28 protein-coding genes, 1 tRNA gene and 2 pseudogenes are annotated in these 22,611 nt (G+C 67.3%); 1 reads left to right on the forward strand and 30 read right to left on the reverse strand.

Going from position 1 to position 22,611, the window contains the following annotated elements; all coding sequences use genetic code 11:
- Positions 1-195: 195 nt before the first annotated feature.
- From ACIBH4_RS11490 to ACIBH4_RS11520, 7 genes and pseudogenes are all read right to left on the reverse strand, one after another.
- The gene (locus tag ACIBH4_RS11490) at positions 196-774 is read right to left on the reverse strand and encodes a hypothetical protein (RefSeq protein ID WP_362767313.1); all 579 of its coding nucleotides are present in this window, start codon (positions 772-774) and stop codon (positions 196-198) included.
- Positions 775-905: 131 nt separating this feature from the next.
- Positions 906-1,688 (reverse strand): ParB/Srx family N-terminal domain-containing protein, encoded by a 783-nt coding sequence (locus ACIBH4_RS11495; RefSeq protein ID WP_362767310.1) that lies wholly within the window; start codon positions 1,686-1,688, stop codon positions 906-908.
- Positions 1,655-3,109: a hypothetical protein gene (locus tag ACIBH4_RS11500; RefSeq protein WP_362767308.1), complete on the reverse strand. Its 1,455-nt coding sequence runs from the start codon at positions 3,107-3,109 to the stop codon at positions 1,655-1,657. Before ACIBH4_RS11500 ends, ACIBH4_RS11495 begins: the two co-directional genes overlap by 34 nt.
- A gap of 26 nt (positions 3,110-3,135) precedes the next feature.
- Positions 3,136-3,208, reverse strand: a tRNA-Arg gene (locus tag ACIBH4_RS11505).
- Positions 3,209-3,222: 14 nt separating this feature from the next.
- Positions 3,223-3,648 (reverse strand): hypothetical protein, encoded by a 426-nt coding sequence (locus ACIBH4_RS11510; protein ID WP_350946919.1) that lies wholly within the window; start codon positions 3,646-3,648, stop codon positions 3,223-3,225.
- A 146-nt stretch (positions 3,649-3,794) separates the two neighbouring features.
- Entirely contained in the window at positions 3,795-4,913 is a 1,119-nt protein-coding gene (locus ACIBH4_RS11515) for a ParB/RepB/Spo0J family partition protein (protein WP_362767305.1), read from the reverse strand.
- Positions 4,914-5,432: 519 nt separating this feature from the next.
- Positions 5,433-5,600, reverse strand: a pseudogene (locus tag ACIBH4_RS11520) (RHS repeat domain-containing protein); the annotation flags it as partial.
- A 254-nt stretch (positions 5,601-5,854) separates the two neighbouring features.
- Here ACIBH4_RS11520 and ACIBH4_RS11525 point away from each other — a divergent pair.
- Complete coding sequence (locus ACIBH4_RS11525; protein ID WP_362767302.1) at positions 5,855-6,781, forward strand: bacteriocin fulvocin C-related protein; 927 nt, start codon at positions 5,855-5,857, stop codon at positions 6,779-6,781.
- 484 nt (positions 6,782-7,265) lie between these two features.
- Here ACIBH4_RS11525 and ACIBH4_RS11530 read toward each other — a convergent pair whose 3' ends face one another.
- From ACIBH4_RS11530 to ACIBH4_RS11640, 23 genes and pseudogenes are all read right to left on the reverse strand, one after another.
- The gene (locus tag ACIBH4_RS11530; protein ID WP_362767299.1) at positions 7,266-7,484 is read right to left on the reverse strand and encodes a hypothetical protein; all 219 of its coding nucleotides are present in this window, start codon (positions 7,482-7,484) and stop codon (positions 7,266-7,268) included.
- Positions 7,485-7,746: 262 nt separating this feature from the next.
- Complete coding sequence (locus tag ACIBH4_RS11535; RefSeq protein WP_362767324.1) at positions 7,747-8,490, reverse strand: FtsX-like permease family protein; 744 nt, start codon at positions 8,488-8,490, stop codon at positions 7,747-7,749.
- A 66-nt stretch (positions 8,491-8,556) separates the two neighbouring features.
- Positions 8,557-9,078 (reverse strand): annotated as a pseudogene (locus ACIBH4_RS11540) (FtsX-like permease family protein); the annotation flags it as partial.
- Positions 9,075-9,779 carry an ABC transporter ATP-binding protein gene (locus ACIBH4_RS11545; protein ID WP_399171933.1) on the reverse strand — a complete coding sequence of 235 codons (705 nt, stop codon included), beginning with the start codon at positions 9,777-9,779 and terminating at the stop codon, positions 9,075-9,077. The pseudogene ACIBH4_RS11540 and the gene ACIBH4_RS11545, both read right to left, overlap by 4 nt.
- Positions 9,772-10,296 (reverse strand): PadR family transcriptional regulator, encoded by a 525-nt coding sequence (locus tag ACIBH4_RS11550; RefSeq protein ID WP_362767293.1) that lies wholly within the window; start codon positions 10,294-10,296, stop codon positions 9,772-9,774. Before ACIBH4_RS11550 ends, ACIBH4_RS11545 begins: the two co-directional genes overlap by 8 nt.
- A 603-nt stretch (positions 10,297-10,899) precedes the next feature.
- Complete coding sequence (locus ACIBH4_RS11555; protein ID WP_362767290.1) at positions 10,900-11,886, reverse strand: hypothetical protein; 987 nt, start codon at positions 11,884-11,886, stop codon at positions 10,900-10,902.
- 53 nt (positions 11,887-11,939) lie between these two features.
- Positions 11,940-12,593: a hypothetical protein gene (locus ACIBH4_RS11560; RefSeq protein ID WP_362767288.1), complete on the reverse strand. Its 654-nt coding sequence runs from the start codon at positions 12,591-12,593 to the stop codon at positions 11,940-11,942.
- Between the two features lie 95 nt (positions 12,594-12,688).
- Positions 12,689-13,231: a hypothetical protein gene (locus ACIBH4_RS11565; protein ID WP_362767285.1), complete on the reverse strand. Its 543-nt coding sequence runs from the start codon at positions 13,229-13,231 to the stop codon at positions 12,689-12,691.
- Between the two features lie 147 nt (positions 13,232-13,378).
- Positions 13,379-14,530, reverse strand: coding sequence for a DUF3560 domain-containing protein (locus ACIBH4_RS11570; RefSeq protein ID WP_362767282.1), 1,152 nt, complete (start codon positions 14,528-14,530; stop codon positions 13,379-13,381).
- The gene (locus ACIBH4_RS11575; protein WP_362767280.1) at positions 14,527-15,108 is read right to left on the reverse strand and encodes a DUF4192 family protein; all 582 of its coding nucleotides are present in this window, start codon (positions 15,106-15,108) and stop codon (positions 14,527-14,529) included. Before ACIBH4_RS11575 ends, ACIBH4_RS11570 begins: the two co-directional genes overlap by 4 nt.
- Positions 15,109-15,153: 45 nt before the next feature.
- Positions 15,154-15,330 (reverse strand): hypothetical protein, encoded by a 177-nt coding sequence (locus ACIBH4_RS11580; protein WP_362767277.1) that lies wholly within the window; start codon positions 15,328-15,330, stop codon positions 15,154-15,156.
- A 76-nt stretch (positions 15,331-15,406) separates the two neighbouring features.
- Complete coding sequence (locus ACIBH4_RS11585) at positions 15,407-15,985, reverse strand: DUF4192 family protein (protein WP_362767275.1); 579 nt, start codon at positions 15,983-15,985, stop codon at positions 15,407-15,409.
- 21 nt (positions 15,986-16,006) lie between these two features.
- Complete coding sequence (locus ACIBH4_RS11590) at positions 16,007-16,510, reverse strand: DUF6349 family protein (RefSeq protein ID WP_362767272.1); 504 nt, start codon at positions 16,508-16,510, stop codon at positions 16,007-16,009.
- Between the two features lie 60 nt (positions 16,511-16,570).
- Entirely contained in the window at positions 16,571-17,023 is a 453-nt protein-coding gene (locus ACIBH4_RS11595) for a hypothetical protein (protein ID WP_362767269.1), read from the reverse strand.
- Positions 17,024-17,123: 100 nt separating this feature from the next.
- Entirely contained in the window at positions 17,124-17,606 is a 483-nt protein-coding gene (locus ACIBH4_RS11600) for a hypothetical protein (protein WP_362767267.1), read from the reverse strand.
- A gap of 121 nt (positions 17,607-17,727) precedes the next feature.
- A complete protein-coding gene (locus tag ACIBH4_RS11605; protein ID WP_362767264.1) occupies positions 17,728-18,342 on the reverse strand; it encodes a hypothetical protein in 615 nt (204 codons plus the stop codon).
- Between the two features lie 75 nt (positions 18,343-18,417).
- Positions 18,418-18,771 carry a hypothetical protein gene (locus tag ACIBH4_RS11610; protein WP_362767261.1) on the reverse strand — a complete coding sequence of 118 codons (354 nt, stop codon included), beginning with the start codon at positions 18,769-18,771 and terminating at the stop codon, positions 18,418-18,420.
- A 35-nt stretch (positions 18,772-18,806) separates the two neighbouring features.
- The gene (locus ACIBH4_RS11615; RefSeq protein ID WP_362767258.1) at positions 18,807-19,076 is read right to left on the reverse strand and encodes a hypothetical protein; all 270 of its coding nucleotides are present in this window, start codon (positions 19,074-19,076) and stop codon (positions 18,807-18,809) included.
- A gap of 111 nt (positions 19,077-19,187) precedes the next feature.
- Positions 19,188-19,844, reverse strand: a complete 657-nt coding sequence (locus tag ACIBH4_RS11620) for a hypothetical protein (protein ID WP_362767255.1) — start codon at positions 19,842-19,844, stop codon at positions 19,188-19,190.
- The gene (locus ACIBH4_RS11625; protein ID WP_362767252.1) at positions 19,841-20,299 is read right to left on the reverse strand and encodes a hypothetical protein; all 459 of its coding nucleotides are present in this window, start codon (positions 20,297-20,299) and stop codon (positions 19,841-19,843) included. The genes ACIBH4_RS11620 and ACIBH4_RS11625 overlap by 4 nt, the downstream gene beginning before the upstream one ends.
- A gap of 231 nt (positions 20,300-20,530) precedes the next feature.
- Positions 20,531-20,833 carry a hypothetical protein gene (locus tag ACIBH4_RS11630; RefSeq protein WP_362767249.1) on the reverse strand — a complete coding sequence of 101 codons (303 nt, stop codon included), beginning with the start codon at positions 20,831-20,833 and terminating at the stop codon, positions 20,531-20,533.
- A gap of 153 nt (positions 20,834-20,986) precedes the next feature.
- Positions 20,987-22,249 (reverse strand): DNA polymerase III subunit beta, encoded by a 1,263-nt coding sequence (gene dnaN, locus ACIBH4_RS11635; RefSeq protein WP_362767246.1) that lies wholly within the window; start codon positions 22,247-22,249, stop codon positions 20,987-20,989.
- A 71-nt stretch (positions 22,250-22,320) separates the two neighbouring features.
- Complete coding sequence (locus ACIBH4_RS11640; protein ID WP_362767244.1) at positions 22,321-22,491, reverse strand: hypothetical protein; 171 nt, start codon at positions 22,489-22,491, stop codon at positions 22,321-22,323.
- Between the last annotated feature and the right edge of the window lie 120 nt (positions 22,492-22,611).

Here is a 22,611-nt window from a genome sequence, read left to right on the forward strand (position 1 = left end):
ATCGGCCCGCGTTCGATCAGATGCGGCGGCCGCCGGCACAGCACTGCGGCCACCTCGTCGACAAGGCCAGCACCAACCGTGGACACAAGGAGCCCCTCCGTGGAAGGCCCGGCCCACGACCAGCGGCATGCGGCACATGGTACTGGCCGCCGCTCACCTCCGGGACGTGCGTCCGCGCCGCAGTACCCCGGCTGGTCACTCGTCGTCGAGGTCGCCGACCGCCGCGATGCGTCGCGCCACCTGCTCGGACAGGGCGGCGAGTTCCTGGCGGCGCTGCTCGGGTGTCAGCTCAGCGAAGCGGGCGACGAGCGCCGCCAGCGGGTCGGCGCCACCAGGCCCGGTGATCGCGATCGTGTCGGTCGGGTCGCCGAACAGCTGACGGCGTAGCCGCATCGTTGTCTCGGCCAGGCGGGTGAACTCGGTCCACGTCATCGTGTCGGGCCGCATGTTCGGCAGCGCCTGACCGACGAGGCCCGTCATGGCGCGCAGGATCGTGGCGTCGGCTTCGGCGGCCCGGCGCCGCTCCTGTTCGAGCATCGCCTGGTACTGCCGGGTGTTGTGCGCGTCCCATGCGGCGGCTCGCTGCTGCCACAGGTAGTCGGCGGCGAGGTTGCGGGTGTGGCCGTAGGACAGTGTCAGCTTCTCGGCGACCTTTGTCAGCGTGCGAACGAGTCCGAGGTCACGGTAGGTGATGAACTGTCCGTGTTTTTTCGCGGTTTCTCCGGGCTGCCGTTCCCAGGGTTCGATGCTGGGGTCGAGCTGGAACGTGGTCATGTGCCTTCTCCGGAGGTGCGGGCCCTGTGCGGGGGGTTCCGGCGGGGTGTTCCGGGGGGCGGTGGGGTGGTGCTGGGCGGGCCTGGTGGTGGCCTGGGCGTGGCAGGGGTGCCGGGGTTGGGGGTGGGGGTTCAGCCGGCGGGGACGGGTTCGCTGGTGCTGTCGGTGTCGGTGTCGGCTGCGGCGCTTTCGGCGCGGGCTTGTTCGACTTCGCGGCGGGCGAGGTCAGTGAGCAGGGCGACCATCGTGGTGAAGTTGCGGATGTCGCGGCAGCGGCCGAACTCGTAGACGGCGGCTGAGAACTCGTCGAACTGTTCGGTGTTGGCGACGCCGAGGAGGTCGGTGGCGTTGTCGAGGATCTTGATGGCGTCTTTGAAGTCGGTCATCTGGTGGGGCAGGAACATCAGGGTGGCCACGCGCCAGTCGAACTCCCCGTGGGGGATGGACAGTTTCGTGTCGTCGGGGGCGACGGTGGGCAGGGCGTCTTCGGGCAGGCCGGTGGCGAGGAGGTCGTCGACGTTGTCGATGAGCGCGACGAGGTGGGCGAGGATGTCTCGGTCGGGATCGCCGTGGAGTTCGTTGTGCGCGATCTGCTTGGCGATGATCTCGGAGCGGCGCATGCGGCGCGTGTCGACCAGGGCCCAGACGTGGGAGTGGCCGGCGGCGCGGGCGGCTCGGCACCGGTGGTGGCCGCTGATGATCTCGATGGGGCCTTCGCCGCCGGGCTGGTGGCAGTAGGGGAGGCTTTCCAGGGCTCCGCGGTTGCGGATGTTCTCTGTGAGCCGTTCGAAGTGTCTCGGCTGCATGACCTGCGCGTTGATGTCTTGTTCGCGGAGGGAGGCGATCTCGACCTGCATGACCCACAGGTCGTCGCCGATTTTCAGGCTGTCGCCCGCTGGCGTGCCTTTTGCCACTTCTTCTCCTTGGTCAGGAAGCTGGTGAGGACGTCGTCGATGCTGGTTTCGGTCCAGTCGGCGCGGTAGGACAGCTTGTGCCCGTCGGGGTGCTTGTCGCGCTTCTCCAGGGTCATGAGGCCGCGGAGCCCCTTGACTTCGGGGTGGCGGGTCATTTCGACGGTGACGAGGCCGTGGGAGGCGGCGAGCAGGATGCTGGACTGGCCGACGAACACCAGCTTGGCGGTGTCGCGGCGGAGGGCGAGCATCGTGACCAGGCGGGTGAGGCGTTGGGTGAGGGTGGGGGCGCCGAACGCGAAGCGCAGCAGCAGGTGGGACTGCCAGCGGCTTTTGCCGTGCGGGAAGGGCCGGGTCATGGTTTCGGCGCCGTAGCCGATGACGCCGGCGGCGTAGCCGTCGATGGCGACGAGCACGTTGTAGGAGCCGGTGCTGGAGGAGATGCGGTGCATCCACAGGTTGCGGTAGTAGTCGCACTCGCTGCCCTTGACGGGGATCAGCTGGATCGTCGAGGTGGCGGTGACCTCGTGGTCTGGGGGGATGATCGGGAGCGGGGCGGGGTGGTAGGAGCGGGGTGCGCCGAGTGCCACCTTGGGGCCGCCGGTGTAGGTGAAGATCTCGTCGGGGCGGTTGGAGATGACATAGGCGCAGGAGCCGGGGCCGAGCGGGTGAGCGAACACCGGGCGCGGGTGCGCGGCCTGGCCGGTGCGGTCTTCCTGCAGGAACATGAGCAGCGCGGCTTTGCCTTCCATGTCGTCGGCCAGGCGCTGCATGTCGGTGTCGGGGTCGAACACGCTGTAGGTGGGTTCGGCCCATTCGATGCGGCCGCCGGTGTCGAAAAACTTTTCGAAGCCGCTTTTGTATGTCGGGGGTGCTGCCACGATGATCGTTCCTGGGTCGTCGGCGACCTGGGCGATGTGGTCCCACATGCATTGCGGGCGGAATCTGACGCCGGGTAGGCGGTCGGCGAGGCCTTTCAGGGAGTCGCGCAGGTGGGCGCGGTGCTCGTCGGCGCGGTCGACGATGTCGATGACGAGGCTCTGCCAGTAGTCGACTTCGGGTTTGGCCTGCATGCGGGTCAGCCAGTGGACGTACAGCAGGTGGGCGGCCTGGTCGACGGGGTCGGCGTCGGGGATGGGGACGAGTTCGCCGTCCAGGGTGATCTGGAGTGCGGCCAGGTCGCCGCCTGACACGAGGGTGCCGACGATGGCGGTGTAGAGGGTGACGTCGGATGTCTCCATGCAGGTGGTCGGGATGCTGGCGTTGGCGGCGACCAGGGTGGCGGCGAACGAGCCGACGCCGACTTCGACGTACCGGGTGTACGTGGCGGTGGGCAGGGCGTTGAACACCTGCCGGTAGAACGCCCGGTCGGGGGCGGCGGAATTACCCGCGAACAGCACTCCGGGGGCGGCGAATCCTGGCATAAGACTTATCCCCCTATTGTGCGCAGACCGCAGAGGAGGACTCGAACCTCCGGCCTCCGCCTTCGAAAGGCGGTGCTCTATCCACTGAGCTACCTGCGGGGCAGTTGCAGCGGTCAGAATGCTAGCAGCTGCAGATCACCCGTTCCAATTTCCGGGATGTTCCATCCGTACCGTTGTTTGAACCATTCAGCGGCCCATCGGCGGTGGCAGGCTTCGCCGGCGTTGACGTTTTCGTAGCAGAGGAGGACGCCGCCCCTGCCGGGGTGCTTGCGGGCGACGGAGCGGAGTTCTTCCAGGATGGCGGCTTCGTGTTCGGCGAGGCGCTTGTTGTACACCCATCGTTCGGTGGGGATGTCGTCGATGTCCTTGTAGGGGGGTTTGAACAGTTCGTGTGGGGCGAGCGACAGCGCCTCCTCATAGGGGTACCGGACGAATCGCGGGCGGCCTACGGTGATGCGGATCGCGACTCCGTATTTCGGGTCGAAATCCTTGTACCGCCCTGTTGTCAATAGCAGAGGCTGACCGTTTACGAGTTCCATAAACTACGTCCTAATTTACGTTCAAATCGGCGGCTGTGTGCGCTGCGTGAATGGTTACGGCGTTCATTATGGCCAGTTTCTCCTTTCGTTTGGTCGTCGGTTCGGAGGCGCCCCCGCGGTTAGGCGGGGGCGCCTCTGCTGGGCTGTCACGCCGCGACGGTGGAGGCGTCGTCGGAGGCGGCCTCGGGGGCGGCGTCGGGGGCGATGTCGGGGGAGATCCGCAGTGAGCCGGCGCGGACGGCCGCCACCGCGCTGGCCTGGCGCAGCGCCGTGGTGGCCTTGCCGGTCATCTCCTTGAGGTAGTCGACGCGCAGGCGCTGGGCGGGCAGGCCGCCGGGGGCGCCGGCGAGCAGCATCGCCAGCTCGGCGGGGTCCATGGTGGCGATCTCGGCGAGGATGGCGCCGGCGGCGCTGAGCCGCTCGATCTTCCCGAGGAGCAGGCGGCGGTCGGCGGCGAGCTGCTCGCGCTTGTCGTCGGGCAGGTTGAGGCCGCCGAGCAGGTCGGCCTGCTGGCCGCCGCCGCTGGTGCGCATCGTTTCGACGGCGTCTTCGGACAGGACGAAGAAGCTACCCTGGCTGGCCTGCTCCTCTTCGGCCTTCCGGCACGCCTGGGCGAACGCTTCGGCGTCGCGGACGGTGGGGAACTCTCCGCGGGTGAAGCGGGCCAGGAACCGGTTCTGGTTGTCGGCTGCCAGGCAGGCGACGTACCAGGCGAGTCCCACCGGGACGTGCCCCTTGATCAGCGCCTCCTGCATGGAGGGGGACAGCTTGAGCAGGTCCACGCGCAGCTCGACGAAGTTGAGGGACTTGCCGCAGACGGTGGCGACTTTCTCCATCGTGTATCCGAGGTCGATCAGCTTCTGGAACGCCTTGCCTTCCTCCAGCGGGGTCATGTCGACTCTGCCGACGTTCTCGGCGACCGCCTTGGCGAACGTCTCCGGGTCGCCCTCCTCGACGCCGTGCAGCACCAGGCATTGCATCTCGGGGAGGCCGGCCTGCTGGGCGGCCCTCCAGCGGCGCTCCCCCATCACGATGGTGTACCGCCGGGTCGTGGGGATGTAGCGGACGCTGATCGGCTGCAGTTGTCCGATCGCCTTCATGGAGGCGGCCAGCTCGTCGAGCTTCTCCTGGTCGAACACTTCGCGAGGCTGGTTCGGGTCGCGGTCGATCCGGTCGGTCGGAACCGTCTTCTGGCTGATCTTCGCGGGGGTGGTCGGCTTCGCGGCCTCCGGGGCCGTCTTGCTGGTGGTGGTCTTGATGGCCATCTGGCTCTCCTTCATGGTGGTGGAGGCAACCGCCCTTGTTATATCTAAATCATATGATGCTATGTTTTTGATATCAATCGAGTTGGGGGTTTGAGCGGAGAAAAATTCCCTCCCCCGGCGCAGCGAAGCCGGCCCCCAGGTCTGCCTCACGCAACGAGTTGCAGCTACCTCGGACCCAGCAGCCCTTTCTCCCACGCCTCGCCGAAGCCAGGGCCGATCTTGTCGGGGACCAAGACGGGCGCGACCGTCAGCAGCTCCTCCACGCACGGAAAGTACATGTTCTTGCGGTGCGGCCAGACGCGGCGATGCGCGCCGTCGCGTCCGACCGGCTTACCCAGGGTTTAGTGGTGAGGTTGTCGCCCTTGCTCCACCCATAGGTGATCTTCGACAGCTCGGCGCCGGAGCTGTTCTTCGCCGCCTGGGAGGTGAGCCCGGCGTCGCAGTCGTAGGTCTGGGTGCCCACACCGGGCTCGCGGAAGTCTTGGGCTTGAGCCGGTTGGCGTTGTCGTAACCGTAGGTCTAGGTGCGCCCGGTCACCGGGTCGCTCGCGACTTCGAGCCGGCCGACGGCATCCCAGGTGTAGTTCGCCGTCCCCGCCGGGTCGACGCGCTGGGAGAGGCTGCCTGCAGCGTCGTAGCTGTAGGCGGCGATCTGGTTGGCGGCCTTGGAGACCTCGGTCAGCAGGCCGTGGCCGTTGTATTCCCATCACTCTTCAGTATCGCCACGACCATCTGCTTTCACCCAGGGTAACAAATATCTCACACCAAGGAGATCACACTTTGCGACCCCTCCCTTCCTCTCCGCTATTACGGACTGCACCTTTTGAGTCGCAATGCGATAATAAAAATGCTTATTGACCTATACCGATATCGATGATCTAATCACTTGGCCAACCCATTTTCGAAAGGCGGAAAATGAAGTCTCCTTCAACGGAACGTTGGGTGCTCGCATTCGATGCATCGTGCGGACAGTGTCATAAAATCTCAAGGGCGATAGCACGAGAGAGCGGCGATAAAGTCGAAATCCTGGGACTAAGGGATCCAGACGTTCGGCAGTGGCGTAAACTCAGCCTGGGCGAAGAGGCGCCATGGGCGCCAACACTGATTAGGATTAGAGATTCAGCCGTACACGCCTGGACCGGACCAGCCATGGGGCTTAGGCTCGCCTATATATTAGGTCCAGGAAAAACAATAATCCTACTACGCACCATCGGAGAGCTTCGTAACCTGGCGAAGGGCCAAGTTCCCGAAGCGGGTGGTTATTCGATGGGTCGAGCTCAGTTCCTTCGCCTCTCCGCTGGCCTGGGAGTCGCTGCGGCATTCCTCATCACAGGAAATATTCCGGCCTTTGCAGATTCCGAGCCTGAAGTGGCCAGAACCTGGGTGGAGGCCAATAAGGATAGACTCCCAAAGAGTTATGCTGAGTTCGCTGCCTACTCTATGGCCTATCGGAAAGCTATCTATGCCGAGCTGTCATCGGAGACGAGAAGCCGGTTCTGGGTCGAGCATGTCGAAAGCTACCGAGCCGCGCACTCAGGACTCTCGCCCGAGCAGCATGAAGTCATCAACAAAGCCGTCGAACTGTTCTCAGACGAATCTAAGTTCCTGCCGGGCGGCGCAGATTCATCTCGCGAGTCGATTGCTACGCTTGAGAAAGCTGCTAAGGATGCGTTTGGGTTCGGCGAGGCTCGTGCTCTTATCGCGACGCTAGGGCCCCCGGAAGAGGCTTCTCGAACAGCTGTCGAAGACTGCGACTGCAACGTCGCGGACGAGTGGTGTTGGTTCGGTGAATGCTATGCCCGACCTTGCGGTTGGTGGTATTCCGGATGCGGCACCGGCTACTTTAAACCCTGTGACGGGTTATGTTAGCTTTTCACTACCATTCCTTCGAGGGTCGATGCGATAGTCGACCTGGTTAACATCCGGTCATATCGTCGGCCGCACGTCACCGCTCCGGAACACCCAATCAACCTAGGGATACGTCGCCGATTCTGCTGGGGCTGGCAGTGATGTGCTGGAGGGTGCGCCAGCGTTGGGTGAGCAGAGCGAAGCCGCGTTCGCCCAGGCAACGCAGGGCGCGCAGGAGGACGTTGCGGGTGCGGGTGTCGATGTCGAGAGGCCGGCGTCGGCGGGTTGTTTGACCGGGGTGAGAATGCCGATGTCGGCGCCGTCGTAGCCCGAATCGGCCAGGGTGGGCAGCCCGCTGGCGGCGGCTTTGTACAGCGCACCCAGGACGTGTTCGCGGGCCGCGGTCAGGTCGTGGATTGATCCGGGCTCGACACCCGACACCATAGCGGCAGGGCGCGAACAGCGCCTGAGTGTTGCCGCCGTGGTGGCGGGTCTTTTCGGAGTGTCACAGGTCGATGGGTTCGCCTTTGATACTGGTGATCTTCTCGGCGCAGCGGTCGGTAGCGATGACGGTGCCGTCCAAGATGAGATAGGTGAGGCCGATGTCGATGGCCTGGTGCCTGCTCGCCCAGGACGTTGATGACCTCGTCGATGTAGCGGCGGTGGCGCGGGAGATGCAGTAGTCGCGGCCGAGGGCGGTTCGGTCGGTTGGCGAGGCTGGCACCATTACGCCACCCTGCTCACCTTCCGACGCCTGGACCCAAAAGTCTCAGCGCTGGCCCCTGACCTTCTACCGGTTCCTGGCCATACTCCAAAACCTTATCCGCGCATAGACCAACGCGTGCCCCACTTGCCACTGCGGCATACCTGCCACCGTACGGCAAGAACATCACCCACCCGGACCAACCTAATGAAGTATTACTAACACCCTTACCAGTTGTTCAACATGAAGTGATAAAGCTATTAGCAATTTATATGAGCATCCGTTACTCAGTTCGGAGCTCCTCCGGCCGAAGTGCGCTGCGCAGTATCGGCCAACTCGCTTGCGCTACCAACATTGAAGCCAGAACTCCGATCCCTGCCGTGACTACTGCTCGCATGATTGGGAAGGCAATTGATCCGGACTGGTTGTAACCTTCAAACATTATCAAGAAGGCTAACCCCGCCCCGGTCGCGGCAGCCACGGCACATACCGGCAGCGTCGCTATGAGCGCCTGCCGGGTGAGGGCCTGCCTCAGCGCGCGCATTGGCGCACCCGCTGCAGCCAGAGCAGCAAGCGAGCGCCGATGGTCCAGCAACTCCTCCGCCTGACGGACCACAAGAGCAGCGGTAGACGTACACATGGCAATCAACAGGACGGAGTCCACAAGGAGATAAGTGGCAAGGGGAAAGGTCCCCACACTGGACCGGAAGAGAATGATTCCCTGCTGCACCCCAACAGCCGAACCAAAGAAGACTGTCAGCCCTACCACCGACAGTGCGCGGGCCCACCCCCGAGGATCGGCCTCGATCATCCGGGCCGCCAGTAGCGTCTCTGGAGCCGTCGCTCTATGGGCGACGTGCCGAGCGACCGCCCTGATCAGCCACGTAGCGGCCAACACCAAGCCGAGGAGCAGAATCACTGCACCAATTATGATGGACAGAGTCGCACCGTACGGTCCTCCAATTGGAAATCTGCCTTTCAGAATCAGTCCGACGGCAGCCATTCCCATACCCAGGACGACGAACATGAAGTCCATTATCCGTGGTTGCCGTAACCGGACTCGGCGGACTGCACCTAAAGGCGAAGTTACCACATGTCGCCCCGCTAGGAGCCCTGACAATACTCCGTTAAGAACTACTACAGCTATCACGACCACTACCCACCCCAGCGGCAATAACGGAACGTCACCATTCAGCGACCACCAGAGTGTAAGATTGAAGATCAGGTAGAACACACCGCCGAATAGGCCACCCCGAACCGCCTGCCAGCCGCTTTCGTAAGCTCCCATCAGTCGCACCTCGTGCGGTGTGGCTCCGGCGAGACGTAACGCAGACAGCCGCCTTTCTCTAGTCGCCGTCGCTAGTCGGCTGACCTGGTAGATAAAAGCTCCGATAGGAATGGTCAGTAGAGCCAAGGTTAGTGCGCCGAGGAGTTGCGGCTCTCGCCTTGAGAAAATACCGAGATAAGTGTTTGGCGGGCTTATACGAAAAACTAGGAGGTTCACCGCTGCGCAGAGAATAAATGTTGCAAACGCTGCCCCCCCAACCATCAGGCGACCTCGGACTCGCTCCCGAGCGGACTGACCTTTGCCAAGCATTCGTATCACGGCGATCATCCGCTGGTCCTGTCTGTCGTCGCTTCGTGATGCGTTGCCGCGAATGCCCCGCCCATAATCACGCCATCACGCATTACTATCTCTCTATCTGCGTAAGCGGCCACTCGATTGTCATGGGTGACAATCACCAGCGTGGTGCGACTCGCACGGGCCGTGCTGATGAGCTCATCCATCACTTGCTCCCCGGCCAATGAGTCAAGTGCACCAGTGGGCTCATCAGCGAAGATCACACGTGGCCCAGTGGCCAGTGCACGAGCCACCGCGATCCGCTGTAGTTGACCACCGGAAAGTTCTCCCGGCCACTGGTCTGCGCAGTCGGCTACGCCCAGCCGCTCTAGCCAGGAGCGTGCAGTCCTTAGCGACTCCTGTCGCCCATGACGATTGAATAGCAGGGGAAGCGCCACGTTCTCCGCAGCGCTTAGCTCCGGTACCAGCTCGCCAAACTGGAAGATAATTCCAAAGTTCTCCCGTCGTAATCTCGTGCGATCGGCCTCATCAAGAGCGTCGACACGGCGACCAGCGAACACGACCTCCCCTGATTCTGGGCGAATAATTCCTGCCAGACAGTGCAGCAGGGTGGATTTACCTGAACCGCTCGGGCCGACGACTGCGACGATCTCCCCTTCTTCGACCTCCATGGACACTCCATTCAACGCCGTCGTCCGACCGAAGGCCTTACGTAGCGCACGGGCTTCAAGCACCGTTCTCCTCCTCTAGATCCGCTAGCCGCGCTATTGCCATCTCGATCCATCGCAGGTCGGCATCTAAATGCTGAATCGCATAATCGGCGGCCAGCACCCGCGCAGGCGACTCTGTCCCCTTCTCCACAGTTAATTCCCGCATGCGGGCGAGATGAGCCGAGCGTTGCCTGAGCAGGTAGGTATCAGCCCTCCCGCTGGTCATGGTCGCCACCACTAACCGCGCGAACAACGGGCTGGCCACGTATGGCGTGGGCTCCTCTACTTGCTCCAGCCACCGAATCAGCTCAGCCTGCCCCGCCTCAGTGATGGTGTAAACCGTGCGTTCTGGGCCTCCTTCTCGCACGGTCTCGACCACCTCGACGAACCCGTCTCGCTCCAGTCGCTGAAGCGTTGCATAAACCTGCCCGTAGGCGAGTGGTCTCGCGCCTGGTAGCCGACGATCATGATCATGTTTGAGCTCATACCCATGCTTAACTCTCTCCGCGAGCAAGCCGAGCATGATGTGTCCGACTGACATGATCATCACTATACACTCAGTACATGCACAGAGAGAATAGTTCAACTAGACTCATGAAGCAGCACGCGTCGCGTGTTGGCGGGTGCGGTGAGGGCGATCTCGGTGTTATCGGTGGCGGCCACACCTCCTCCACAAGAGACCCACAAGGACGCTTGTATCTAAATCGAATAATCATATCAAATCGATAGCATGATAGTCGGGCGGGATGATTACCAGAAAGGACTCCCCGCTTGGCGGGGCAGGTCAGCGGCGGCTACGCGAACGGGCGCGGGTGCCGCGCGGTCGGCGCGGGTGCCGGAGCCGCCGGGCGCGGCAGGCCCGCCGCGGTCATCCGCCGAGGCAGGGCCGACAGATGCAGGTGGGGGCCGAGGCATCGGCGGCGGGCTGGGACTCGACGTGTGCGGCTAGGGCTCCGCAGTGGCGGCAGATGTACAGCGTGTTTGACCGAACTCGCCAGCGGCGCAGCCGTGGCATAACAGCAGCCCATCCCAGGGTGCGGATCCAGTGGGTCATCGCGGCTTCGGCGTCTCCTCGGCGAGGGTCCCTGCGTCCTGGATGGCCTGGGTTGCGAACCGGCGTTGCACGTCGGGGGCTACGTAGCCGCTAACGTACTCGTCGTAGTCCCCCGGCTTCCCCGTCGTCCGGCGCACCGGGTCCGCCGAGGTCGGTCACCCGATACCAGGTCTGGCGGATCTTCTCCGCGAGGTAGGCCAGCCCGTCCTGTTCGGTGGCGTGCGGCGTGACCTCGGCGTCGTAGCGCGCGTCGACGCTATGGTGCAGCAGCCACACGGTGCCCGACGGCGCGGCGGCTGCCGCCGAGATCACGTCGCCGCCCGGCAGCTGGACGTCACGCAGATTCGGGTCGTCGTGCGCGGCCTGCTTCCAGCGCAGCTCGTCCATCAGCTCGTAGCTGAGCCCGAAACCGCACGCCTGGGTGAGGATGCTCTCCAGGTGTATGAGCACCGTGTGCGGCACATCGACGTGCCGGACGCCGTCGACGTGCCAGACGGTGCAGTCGGCGTCGTGGATCGCGACGAGGGCGACGGTGGCCCCATCGGCTGCGGACGGCACGTGGAGGCGCAGCAGGTGGGTGGCGCGTGCGACTACCCGGTGCAGGTGGTCGGCGCGGGCGCCGGCTGCAGCTTGCCATGCCGCTTCGACCCGGTCGGCGAGGCCTCGATCCAGGTCTTGGGCTACGTCGTCGCGGACACTGTCGGCCGCCTGGGTGTCATGCTCGCGCAGGCCCGGAACCTCGTCGCCGGGGACCGGCTCCGCTCTGGCGCAGAAGTAGATCGCCGTCTCCAGGACCTGCCGCTGTTCGGCGCCGGTCAGGTCGGCGAACGCGGCGGCGGTCAGCGGGCAGGTGAACGTCTCGGCGAGGCGCTCCACCCACCCCGTCTCTTCCAAAGCGGTTTCGTACACCTCCTCGCGCAGCGGCTGATAGTCGTCCGCAGTGTGTGCAGCCGCCACGCGGGCCAGGGTGTCCAGCGCCTGCCCCAGGGTGCCGCCCATCTCAAGGCAGTCGCGGGCGGTCTGGGCGGGGCTGTCGCCGCACGGCGGCGGGCGGTCAGGGGCGGGGGTGGTGTTCACGAAGCAACGTCCTTCCGGTAGGGGCGGCGGATGCCGCCGCACCAATGTGCCGATCAGTTCGCCACCGGTGCGCCAGCGCTCTCCTCCCCCTCGTCTTCGTTGTCGTTGTCGAGGAGTCCGGCGTTCTGCGCGGCTTCGGCGGCGAACTCGTTTTGAACGTTGGGGAACTCGTTATCGCAGACGTGTTCGTCGTAGCCGTCCAGGTGGGAGGCGAGTTTGGCCCACCCGGCGTCGGTGAGCTTCACATCGTGGAACTCCTGCAGGTAGCTGGTGAACCACTCCCGGTCCAGGTAGTTGACAGCGATCTGGCCGACGTCGGCCAGATCGAGCAGCGCCTTGGTGGCATCGCCGCCGTACTGTTCGGCGATCAGCTGCCGCAGCAGGCCGCGCGGGCTGGGCGGCGCCATCTGGTGGCCGCGTCCTGCTTCGCTGTCGTCGAACACCGTGCCAGCGCCCACGTCGACATGCAGCGCCACGGTGGAGTCGGGTCGCAGAAGGTGCGCTGCGGGGCTGTCCAGGTCGACGGAGACATGTACGGCTCCAGCCCTGGGGGCGAGGTAGGCGTACACCTGAACACCTTCGATGAGCAGGGAGGGCAGGGTGTCGTCGGTTTGGGGCAGGAAGCCTGCTGCCCGGTTAGCGGCGTCGCACGCGGCGGCGTCGGGGAACACGTACGGCCGGTCGGCAAGGGGCGTGGCGTCGCTCATCAAGGCTGCTGCTCTCCTTGCAAGGTTGGGATCTGCGGGTGAGTCCGGGGCGGCTGCCTCGGTTGCTGGTGCTGGCTGTTGTTCCTGGCAGGTGGTCATAGGAGGCCGCCGTGGGCGGCGTACCAGCGGCCGAGGACCTCGCCGTACTCGTCGTGCTGGCCGTCATCCACCACGATCACGTCGCGGCTGAAACCGCCGTCGGTGCGGACCGCGATGGCGCTCAGGCAGGTGACGTTTCCGCCGGCGAGCTCGGCCTTGGCGTACGCCTCGACGTAGCCGACGTAGTAGCCCTTGGCGGCGTCGGTGGCTCGGGCCTTGCGAGGGTCCTTGGCCTTGGAGGGGCCGAACCAGCCGCAGCGGCGGCCGTTGGGGTCGTCGGTGGCGAGCAGCACCCAGTAGTAGCCCCACTCGCCTTGCACCTGCTTGGCCGCCACCAGGTTGCCGGCCAGGTCGAACAGGGCGGGGAAGGTGGCGCGGCCGCCGGCCTCTTCGAGGTCGGCCTGCAGCCGCTTCTGGGCGGCCATCAGGCCGGATGCCCACTGGGATACGAAGCCGTCGGTGTCGCAGCGCTCGCGGGAGTTGTAGGCGTCGCGGTCGTGCTGGGCGGCCTGCTCGCGGAGGTCGGTGGCGGCGGTCATGGCGGACGCTCCTGCCTGTAGGGGGAGAAGAAGTTATGCAATTCATACACTACAGATATGCGGCAACGGATGCAATTGTTGCCCTACAGGATGGCGGCAGGTTTTAGCCCCTGAGCAGGGGTTTCACCTGCCGCCTTCGCGGATCGGCTACTCGTTGGCGGCGTCGCCGCGCGCCTCACGCACCTTCCGGGCGATCAACTTTTGCACCTGCCCCGGGTCGAGCCCTTCCAGCTCGGCGCGGGTCACCTTCCCCCGCACCTCGTCGTACGGAACCGTGTCGGTGTGCAGGCGGCCACCGTCCCGCTTCGCCTGCTCGCAGTCGGCGACCGACCACGCGCCCGGGCCGCCCGTGATCCAGTAGTGCGACCACGGGATCGTCACGCTCTTGGGGTTGGCCCGCATCACCTCGACCGCCGTCCCCCACCGGGTGATCACGAAGACGTCCTTCTCCTTGAAGTCGTCGCGTGACCACAGCTTCACCCCGCGTTCGGCGGCCTTCGCCAGGATCTCCCGCCAGTAGCCGAGCTCGTCGTCGAGCGCGGCGATGTCGGCCTCGTAACGGGCCTTCGTCTTCGCGGAGATCGGCATCTGGCACCAGCGGGAGCCGTCGTCGTAGGTCTGCAGCACCACCGCGCCGTCCGGCGGCTCCTGCCCCTCCCCCACCAGCTTGGTCGGCTTCTCCTGCGACTGGCGGACGAGGCGCCGACGGTCGGCCTCCAGCTTGTCGATGCGGCGCCGGGTCCTGCCCGGGTCCTCCCGGTGCTGCTGGTAGTGCTCGGCCGCGATGGCGCGGCCCGCCCAGTACTTGCCCGTGTTCACCTCCTCGATCGCCTTGCCTTCCTGGCGGTGCGCCCAGTCGAGCAGGTTCCGGTCGGCGCGCTCGCTGTGGTGGCCGACGAGGGTCGGCTGGCCGGGGGGCCGGTGGCGCATCCGCTCCCGGGTTCTCTCCCACCGTGCGTTTCCGGACGCCGTGTTGCGGTCGGCACGCTCGCCGTAGCGGTCGGCCCGATCCTCCGACCAGGCGTTGCGGTCGGCTTCGGCTTCGGCGAACGACCGGCCTGGCGTCTCGTCGTCGATCGACACCTCGACGGTGAAATCGGCCGCGCGCAGAGCGCCGGCGGCGTCGTTGATGATCCAGGTCTTGGCGGCCTTGTCCCGGGAGTGCGGGACGTACAGGCCGACGGTGCGAGAGGAGCGGAACCCGCGGGTGCGGACGATCTCCCACACGCCGTCGCCTTTCCGGCTGCCCTCGATCAGGGTGCCTTCGGCCCGGCTGTGAACGATACGGATCGTTGTCATCGCTGGTACTCCTTACGGGGTGCGGGGATCATGAAGCGGAGGATGCGGTTGACCAGGGGGCGTAGCAGGGCGGCGGAGGGTGGCGGCGCGGGCAGGCTGGAGTCGGACAGGTCGTAGTAGCCGCGGGATGGCCCGAGGTTCAGCAGCCTTTTCAGGTGGAGCGCCGCCGTGTAGCGGGGCTGGCACAGCAGTGCGATGTGCAGCGCGCGCCGGGCGGTGTCGTCGTCGCCGGCGAGCGCGGAGGCGCACCCGGACAGGAACATGGCGGGCGCGCCGAACACCGGGGGGACGGCCATGGCGACGTCGACCCACAGGACGGCTCGGGAGGCGGCGTTGCCGGGGGTGAGGTCGCACCAGGCGCGGTCACGCAGCCAGATGACGTGCAGCGCGACACCCAGTTTGGTCTTGTCGAAGTCGGGCAGCGCGGGAGCCGCGTCCTCCCCCGCGTACAGGCCGTCCAGGAGTCGGCGGCCGTCGACGATGAACTGCCGCGGGTAGTCAGGGCGGGTGCCGTTGGCGGTGAACCGGTGCAGAACGTCGCGGCAGTGGGCGTTCAAGGCGGACAGGTCGGTGCGCATGACGGATGCTCCTGTTCTTCGGGAGGCGGCGCGCCTCCCAGGGGGTTAGAGGTGCAGAACGTCGGTCACGGTGGAGTTGCGGTCGCATGGCCCGCACCAGCGGCCCATGCCGGGCACCCAGCCCAGGTCCCGTCGCGGGTCGACGCCCTCCCACACGCTGTGGTCGGCGCGGTGGCCGCAGTCGAGCACGAGGGTGAAGGCGAAGGTGGCGAGGGCGGTCATCGCGGCTCCTTGTCGAGGACGTCGGGGTGGATCTTCACAGCGAGGCCTCTCTCTGAGGGGCGGCGGGGGTTTCGGGTCAGTTCGCCTGCGTGCGCGCCTGCCGGTCGAGCTGGCAGAACAGCTGCAGGCGTGCGGCGAGCGGCTGCAGCCAATCGGCTGTGGGCTGCTTCGCGTGCAGCTGTTCGGCGAAGTCGTCCATGCGTGGTGCGGGCGCGTCGCGGTCAGCGAACTGCTGGAGCAGTTGCGCGGCCTGGTAGTCCGGCTGGAAGGTCAGCGCGACCTCCAGGGCGGCGAGGGTCGCGCCTCGCTGTCCGGCGAGACTGGCGGCGTGCGCGGCCACCGTCGCGGCGGGTGCGACGAACACCGGGTGGACGTGCAAGGCGATGTTGGTCCACCGGGTCATGCGGTCCACGGCGTTGCCGGGGGTGATGTCGGCGATCGCGCAGTCGCGCAGTTCCAGGACGTGCAGGGCGATACCGAGCTTCATCGCTTCGGCGCCGGGCAGGGGTTCGCCGCTGTCGCTGCCGGCGTAGGCGGTGTGGAGCCGCTGCTTGGTCTCAGCGGCGAGAAGGGCCGGGTAGTTGCGCCGGTTGCCGTTGGCGTGGATGCGGGTGAGGAGTTCGCGGCAGTGGTCGCGGGTGGCGTGCAGGTCCATGGTGTTGGTTTCCTTTCGGGGTCAGCCGAACAGGCTGGTCTGGACGGTGGCCGGGGTGTTGTGCGGCCGATGCGGCTGCCGGAGCATGACGGCCATGCAGTAGCCGCCGCCGGGCGCGTAACCGGGCACGTGGCGGGTGAGGCCGGCGGGCCGGTACTCGCGGACAGGCCCCATGCGGTCGAACCATCCGGGCGGGTAGACGGCGCGGGCCTCCTCCTCCCAGCGGGCCAGCGGCTTGCCCTCGTAGGGGCGCTTGCCCATGACGGGCAGGTCGCGCCAGCCGGGGTAGGCGTGGTCGCAGCCGTCCTCGGCGGCGCGGTTCTCACGGGAGCGGGCGGGCCCGGTATGGCCACAGTCGCCGCAGTAGGAGCGGTAGCGCAGGTGGAACGGCTCCTCCTCGGTGGGCTCCATCGGCACGTCGTCGGGCCGGTACTGCCAGGTGACGGTGACCCGGCAGTGGCCGGACAGGCGCTCGCCCGGGTCGGGGTGGGTGATCGCGGTCGTCGGCTGGGTCGTGGTGGGCACGGCCTGCCCTCCCTTTTCGTGAGATGCGGGCGCGGCAGGCGCCGCGCGGCGGGCGATGGGTTAGGTGAGCTGGGCGGTGAGGACGGCTCGCGCCCTGTCGTAGGCGGAGGTCTTGCGCTGCTCCTGCTCGCAGTCGTCGCACAGGTCGAACCAGTTGGGGCAGTGGCTGTTGATGCCGCGGCCGACGGCTTCGGCGGCCTCGTCGACGGAGGCGGCGAGGAGCTGCGCCTGCTCGGCGGGCAGCCGTAGAGCTGGGCGGGAACCGTCCGCGTCGCACAGCAGGCGGTCGACCCTGTCGCGGAGGCTCTGGTAGGCGCGGCGGCGCACCTCCTGGGCGCAGCCGGTGCACGAGTCGTTGCCGTGGGTCTTCGGGTCGTGCCGTTTCCAGGCGGGGGTGCGCAGCTGTCGTTCCGCGACGTCCATCGCGTCGAGCAGCACGTTCCACGTGCCGGCGGGGGCGGCCACGACGATCTCGGCGGGGGCGGGCGTGGTTCCTCCGGGACGGTCACACACAACGAACCTCCTTATCTGAATCGCATTTCTCTATGATTCGGATAGCGGTCTTGGGCGGGCGGGGGCTCGCGGGAAGGAGCGTTCCGCCCGGCCGGGCGGGTCAGCGGCGGGAGCGGCTGCGGGAGCGGGTGCCGCGCGGCTTGCGTGGCTTGCGGAGCCGCAGGGCGAGGCGGGCCTGCAGGGCGCGGTAGGCGCGGGCCATGCAGCGCTGCTCGGCGCAGTCGTCGCACGGGTCGTTGTGGCGGCAGTTGAGGCAGGAGCAGTCGGCCGCCTGGTCGGCGCCGGCCCCCACCCCGCCGATGATCTCCTGCCAGGAGCGGGCGTCGAAGGCGAGTGCGACCGGGCGGGGGTCGGTGTCGAGCAGTTCGGTGATCTCGTCGCGGTAGTCGCGGTAGCGGTAGGCGCGGTCGAACTGCTCGGCGCAGCCGGCGCAGATGCCGCACTCGCCGGTGTCGGGGCACCAGCACCAGCCGGCGTTGTCGAGGCGGTCGGAGGCGTCGTCCAGGGCGTCGACCAGGAGGTTCGTCAGGTGGTGCGGCAAAACGATGGTGACCTTCGGGGCGGGGGTGCGGACTGCGATCACGCCTACTCCTCTTGTGGGGTAAAACCAAATTTCTATATCAAAATCATATGATGCTATCTTTATGATAGTCCAGCGTTTTTGCGGATGGGTCGCCGGAAAGTCACCGCCTGCTGCGGGGCCGTCAGCGGCGGCCGCGAGAGCGGGCGCGGGTGCCGCGCCGTCCGCGTGGTCGCCGGCCGAGCTGCGCGGCGATCGCCGCACGGTCGCCGCGCAGCTCCTCCCACGCGTTCCACTCCTCCTCAGGGGCGGCAACGGTGCGGGTCATGTCGAACAGGTCATGCCCCCAGTCGTTGATCTGCTCGTCCAGCTCGGTGAGCTCGTCGCGCAGGAGCACGCGCTCGTGCGCGCCTGGTGTGCGGGCGCCCGCCCCGTGGGCCCGGCGGACGCGCCGGCCGACCCGGGTGGCCAGGGCACGCAGACGGCGGGCCTTCCAGGGGTTGGCGGCGCGGTACTCGCGCAAGGCGTCGGCGGCCACCTCCCAGGCGGCAGCCGAGAACATCAGACTGAAACGGCCGTTTCTGCCGTCGAGGGTGGCGCGGATCGCCTGCTCCATCTGCCGGTAGTCGCAGGAGCGGGCCGGGCCGACGCAGGTGGCGCAGCGGTCTTGGTGTTCGGCTTCGCAGTTCCAGGCATGGTCGTAGAGCCGGTCGGCCGCGTCGGTGAGGCCGAGCAGCAGCAGTTCCCACTGTGGGCGGGGCAGGGTGACGGCGACCTTGACGGTGCGCGGTGTGAGCATGATGACGTCCCTCCAAAAAGCGATGAGGCTGACTGCCTGCGGCTTCCCGGGGGGGCGCCCCTCCGGGGGGCGGGTTTACGAACATGCTTCGCGCAGCTCGTGGTAGTCGGACCAGATGGCGAGGAGTTCGCCCTGGACGAGGGCTGCGGCCTTCGGGTCGGCCTGCTCGGCCGCCTCGCGGGTCCGCTTCTCGGCCTGGCCGGCGACGGTCAGCGCGTTCCGGTCTGCGTCGTACAGCTTCTCCGCCCGCTGCCGGCGCTCGGCCGCGCCGTAGAACCCCCTGCGCTTCTCGTCGTTTTCCACGGCGCGGAGCCAGCTGGCGCGGCTGGACTCCTCGACGCACTGGGCGGGCAGCACGTTACGCCCCGCCCGCAGGTAGGCGTCGGCCTCCGCGTTGCCGGTGCTGACGAGACGGTCACGGATCATCATGGGAACCTCCAGGCGGGAGAAGGGGAGCGGACAGTTCAGAGCGGGCGGGGGGTGCCGTCGCCGCCGCGCTTGACGCGCACCAGCGCCTCCAGGTGGTAGGTGGCGGTGAAGCCTTCGGGTCCGAGCCAGGTGACGATGACGCAGGGGGCGCCCTCGTTCGCGGTGTGGTCGTGGCCGACGACCTTGCCGACCGCGGTCCGGGCGTGCGGGGTCCCCTCCATGGCCGTGCGCATGGCGACCTCGCAGTCGACGGGCAGCGGGTGCGCCGGCGCCTTCCGGGAGAGGGGAAAAAGTCGAAATTTCATATCTTTATCATATCAATCTATGCTTTTGATAGTGCAGGGTTGGCGGGGATGAATCGCAGGAAAAAACCAGCTCCGCCACGGCGGCCGGCTTCTTCACCCCCGCCAAGGCGCCTACTCGTCGTCGCCGTCGGGCGGGACCGGCGCCCGCACCAGGAGGCCGCCACAGCAGTCGCAGCGCAGGTCCTCGTCGTCGAAGCACAGGTCGACCGTCCACGGCTGCACATCACCGACGTGCAGCCCGGCGTCGGCCCGCTCCTGCGCCTGGCCGTGCGGCAGGCACCGGGTCGCGCACACCACCCGCCCGTCGCCGAGCTGGTAGGCGAGCGGCTCCAGGCCGCAGGGCCATGCCGCGTCCTGGCTGGGCGGCGGGACCGCGCCGCGCAGTGCGGCGACCAGCCGCACCCGCCCGCCGGGCAGCCCCCCGGCTCCTGGCGTGCCGAGCCGCCGTCGGACGGTTTCGCAGTACGCCACGAGCGCCGGCCGATCCCTCAGGTCGCGCGGCCGGCGCATCCCCAGGTCGACGCCGAGGTGCGCGGCGAGGATCTCCGCTGCGGACAGGGCGACACCGGCCTGGGCGGCCTCCTCGCCGGTGAGCTCCGGCGGGAACGGCGACGCCCACAGGCGGGCGCGCACACCGGCGGCGTGGGCGAGGGCCGCCAGCAGGAAGCCGCCGTCGCCGGGCAGGGCGGTGCGGGCCGGTTCACCGGCCAGGAGGCGGGCCGCTTCGAGCAGCACCGCGTACGGGCAAACAGGGAACGAACTGATCACGTCTGTGACCTCCTGGGAAGCGGGGCCGGGTGGGAAGGAGAGGGCTGCGGTGCGAACGGGTCTGAGAAGCGCTGTGAGCGGCTGGTCCGGCAGGTGGCCGGGGCGGCGTCGCGAAGCCGGTCGAGGCGGGCGATGACGTGGGCCGGCGGGTCGAGTTCGTGTTCGTGGACGGCGCGGCGGCCGGCGACGCACTGTGCGGCGTCGCAGGTGTTCAGCTCATACCGGCGGGGTCCGGCCCAGGCCAGGGCGCGGGCGCGGGCGCGGCACCAGGTGCAGGCGCGCACCGTTTCCGTGCGGGCCACCGGGCTGATCGTGATGGGCAGGCCCCATCCGCGGGCGGCGCGCAGCAAACTGGCCAGCCTGCTGTTGCCCAGCACGTCGACGGGCAAAGTCCATTCCTCGCCGAGGTAGCGCACCCGGTGAAAGCGGCGGGTCTGCTGGATGGTGGCTGCCATGTCGCCTTCCTCCACACCCTCCGCGGTCATATCCCAACCGCAGGAGCATGTGGGTTTGATAGCAGTTTGGGGGTTCGGGCGCCGGGGGCGGCCGGCCGTCTTCGGTGTGGCCGGCGAGGAGGGCGGGGCTGGCCTCGCCGGTCACCTTGGGCCTGATTACGGGCGGCCCGGCCCCGCCCGGCAGGAAGCCGCGGTTGAACGCGCTCGTCCTGGCGGGCGGGCCGGGGCGGGTTAGCTGGCGGCCAGGCCGAAGAAAAACCAGCCGGTGCGGGTGCCGGCCTCGTCGCGGATGGCCCAGGCGGCGCAGTCGCCGCGGCGCTCGATGCGCGGGTCGTCGAGCCGGTCGAGGAAGGTCTCGGATGCCTCGGTGAGGGTGGCCGGGGGGGCGTCGAGGACGAAGTAGCCGTCGGTGGTGGAGATGGTGCCGTTGTAAGGGTCGCGGCCGTACTCGCTGATGGCCATGTCGACGGCCTTCCAGTAGGCGGCCTCCACGTCGAGCGTTGCGATGTAGTCGGTGAAGGGGTGGGCGCCCATGATGACCTCCTGGTGAAAAAGCCCGATTTCTTATATCAAAATCATAGCAAACATCGATCTTGATAGTCTAATTTTGTTGTGTTTGAGCTGGGAGAACGCGCTCCGGCACGCCGGCCGCCCGCCCGGCGTCGTCTGCCAGGCGGGCGACGCAGGTCAGCTCGCCAGACGGATCGGCATGACCAGGTGCTCGTAGCCGGGGGCCTGCTGGCCGTCCTCGGTGACGCCGACGAGGACGGCGGGGCTGACCTCGTCGTTCATCTTGAGCCTGACCGTGGCCGCCCCGGACGCCCCGACCCCGTCCAGCAGGAAGCCGCGGTTGAACGCGATCGTCATCGGCTCGCCGCTCCACTTCACCGCCAGCGACTCCACCCCTTGCGCTTCGTCACCGGTGCCAGCCTCGATGGTGACCTGGTCGCCGTCGAAGCGGAGCCGAACCGGGGTGCCGCGTTCGGCAACCAGTCCGATCCGCTTGACCGCTTCGACGAACGGGCCGGCCGGCAGGTCGGCGTGCGCGGTGAAGCTGTCGGGCAGCAGCGACCGGTACTTGGGGAACTCCGGGCCCAGGAGGCGGATCGTGGTGCGGCGGCCGCCGCCGGACAGGCCCACCAGTCCTCCGCCGTGCGTCGCGTCGACCGACAGCGAGATCTCCACCTCGTCGACGGCGGCGAACGCCTTGGCGGCGGCGGCCAGCGTCTTCGCCGGGACCACCACCGTGGCGGCGCAGTCCGGGGCCTGCGGCCGCCAGGCGAGTTCGTCGACCGCCAGCCGGTACCGGTCGGTGGCGGCCATCGTGATCGTCTCGCCGGTGAAGTGCAGGTGGGCGCCGGCCAGCATCGGCAGCGCGTCGTCGCAGCCCGCCGCGATGACCGTGCGGGCCGCTTCGGCGGCGAACACGGCCCCGCTGACGCGCCCCACCGTGGGCGGCATCTCCGGCAGCGTCGGATAGTCCTCGACCGGCATGGTCAGCAGGGTGAACCGGGCCGCCCCGCACACCATCACCAGCTTGGTGCCGTTCACGGTGACGTCGATCGGCTCGGCGGGCAGGGCGCGGACGATCTCGGCGAGGACTTGGCCGGGCAGCAGCAGCTGCGCGGCGCCGTCGAAGGCGGCGTCGATGGTGACCTCGGACGACACCTCGTAGTCGAACGCGGACAGGCGCAGCCGGCCGTCGGCCAGGGCGAGGCGGATGCCCGCCAGTACGGGAACGGAGGGGCGAGAGGGCAGGGACCGCGCGGTCCAGGCGACGGCGTGGGCGAACTCGTCGCGGTCGACGCGGAAGCCGGTGAACACTGCGGGCGCGGCCTGCTTCTGCGCGGCGGGCTGCGCCTTGGCCTTCTTTCCGGCTGCGGCCTTGGGGGCGGCCGCGCGCTTGGCGCGGGCCTTGCTCTGAGGCTTGTTCTCGGTCGTGGCGGACATGCGAACTCCTTCGGTGAGGAAGCGATCGGAGCGGGCGGAAGGGGTGGCCGCCGGGGGGCGGCCACCGCTGGTTACGGGAGGACCTTCCAGGTACCGGCGGGCAGCTTGGCGGCCTGCTCGGAGTACCGGCCGACCAGGTTGATCACGGTGCCGCCGGCGCCCTCGAAGAACCAGTTGCCCTCGCCGCGAGGCTTGGCGCCGTGGCTGAACTCGAAGGGCTCGGTGTTGATCTGGGCGCACATGGCGACTCCTTGGAAGTGGCGGTGACTACCGTGCTTATGTCGAAATCATATCAATTTATGCTTTTGATAGTACAGTGGTTGGGGGTCTGACCAGCAGAAATGTCCGCTGGATATCTGGCG

The sequence above is a fragment of the Streptosporangium sp. NPDC050284 genome (assembly GCF_044459525.1).
GTDB lineage: Bacteria > Actinomycetota > Actinomycetes > Streptosporangiales > Streptosporangiaceae > Streptosporangium.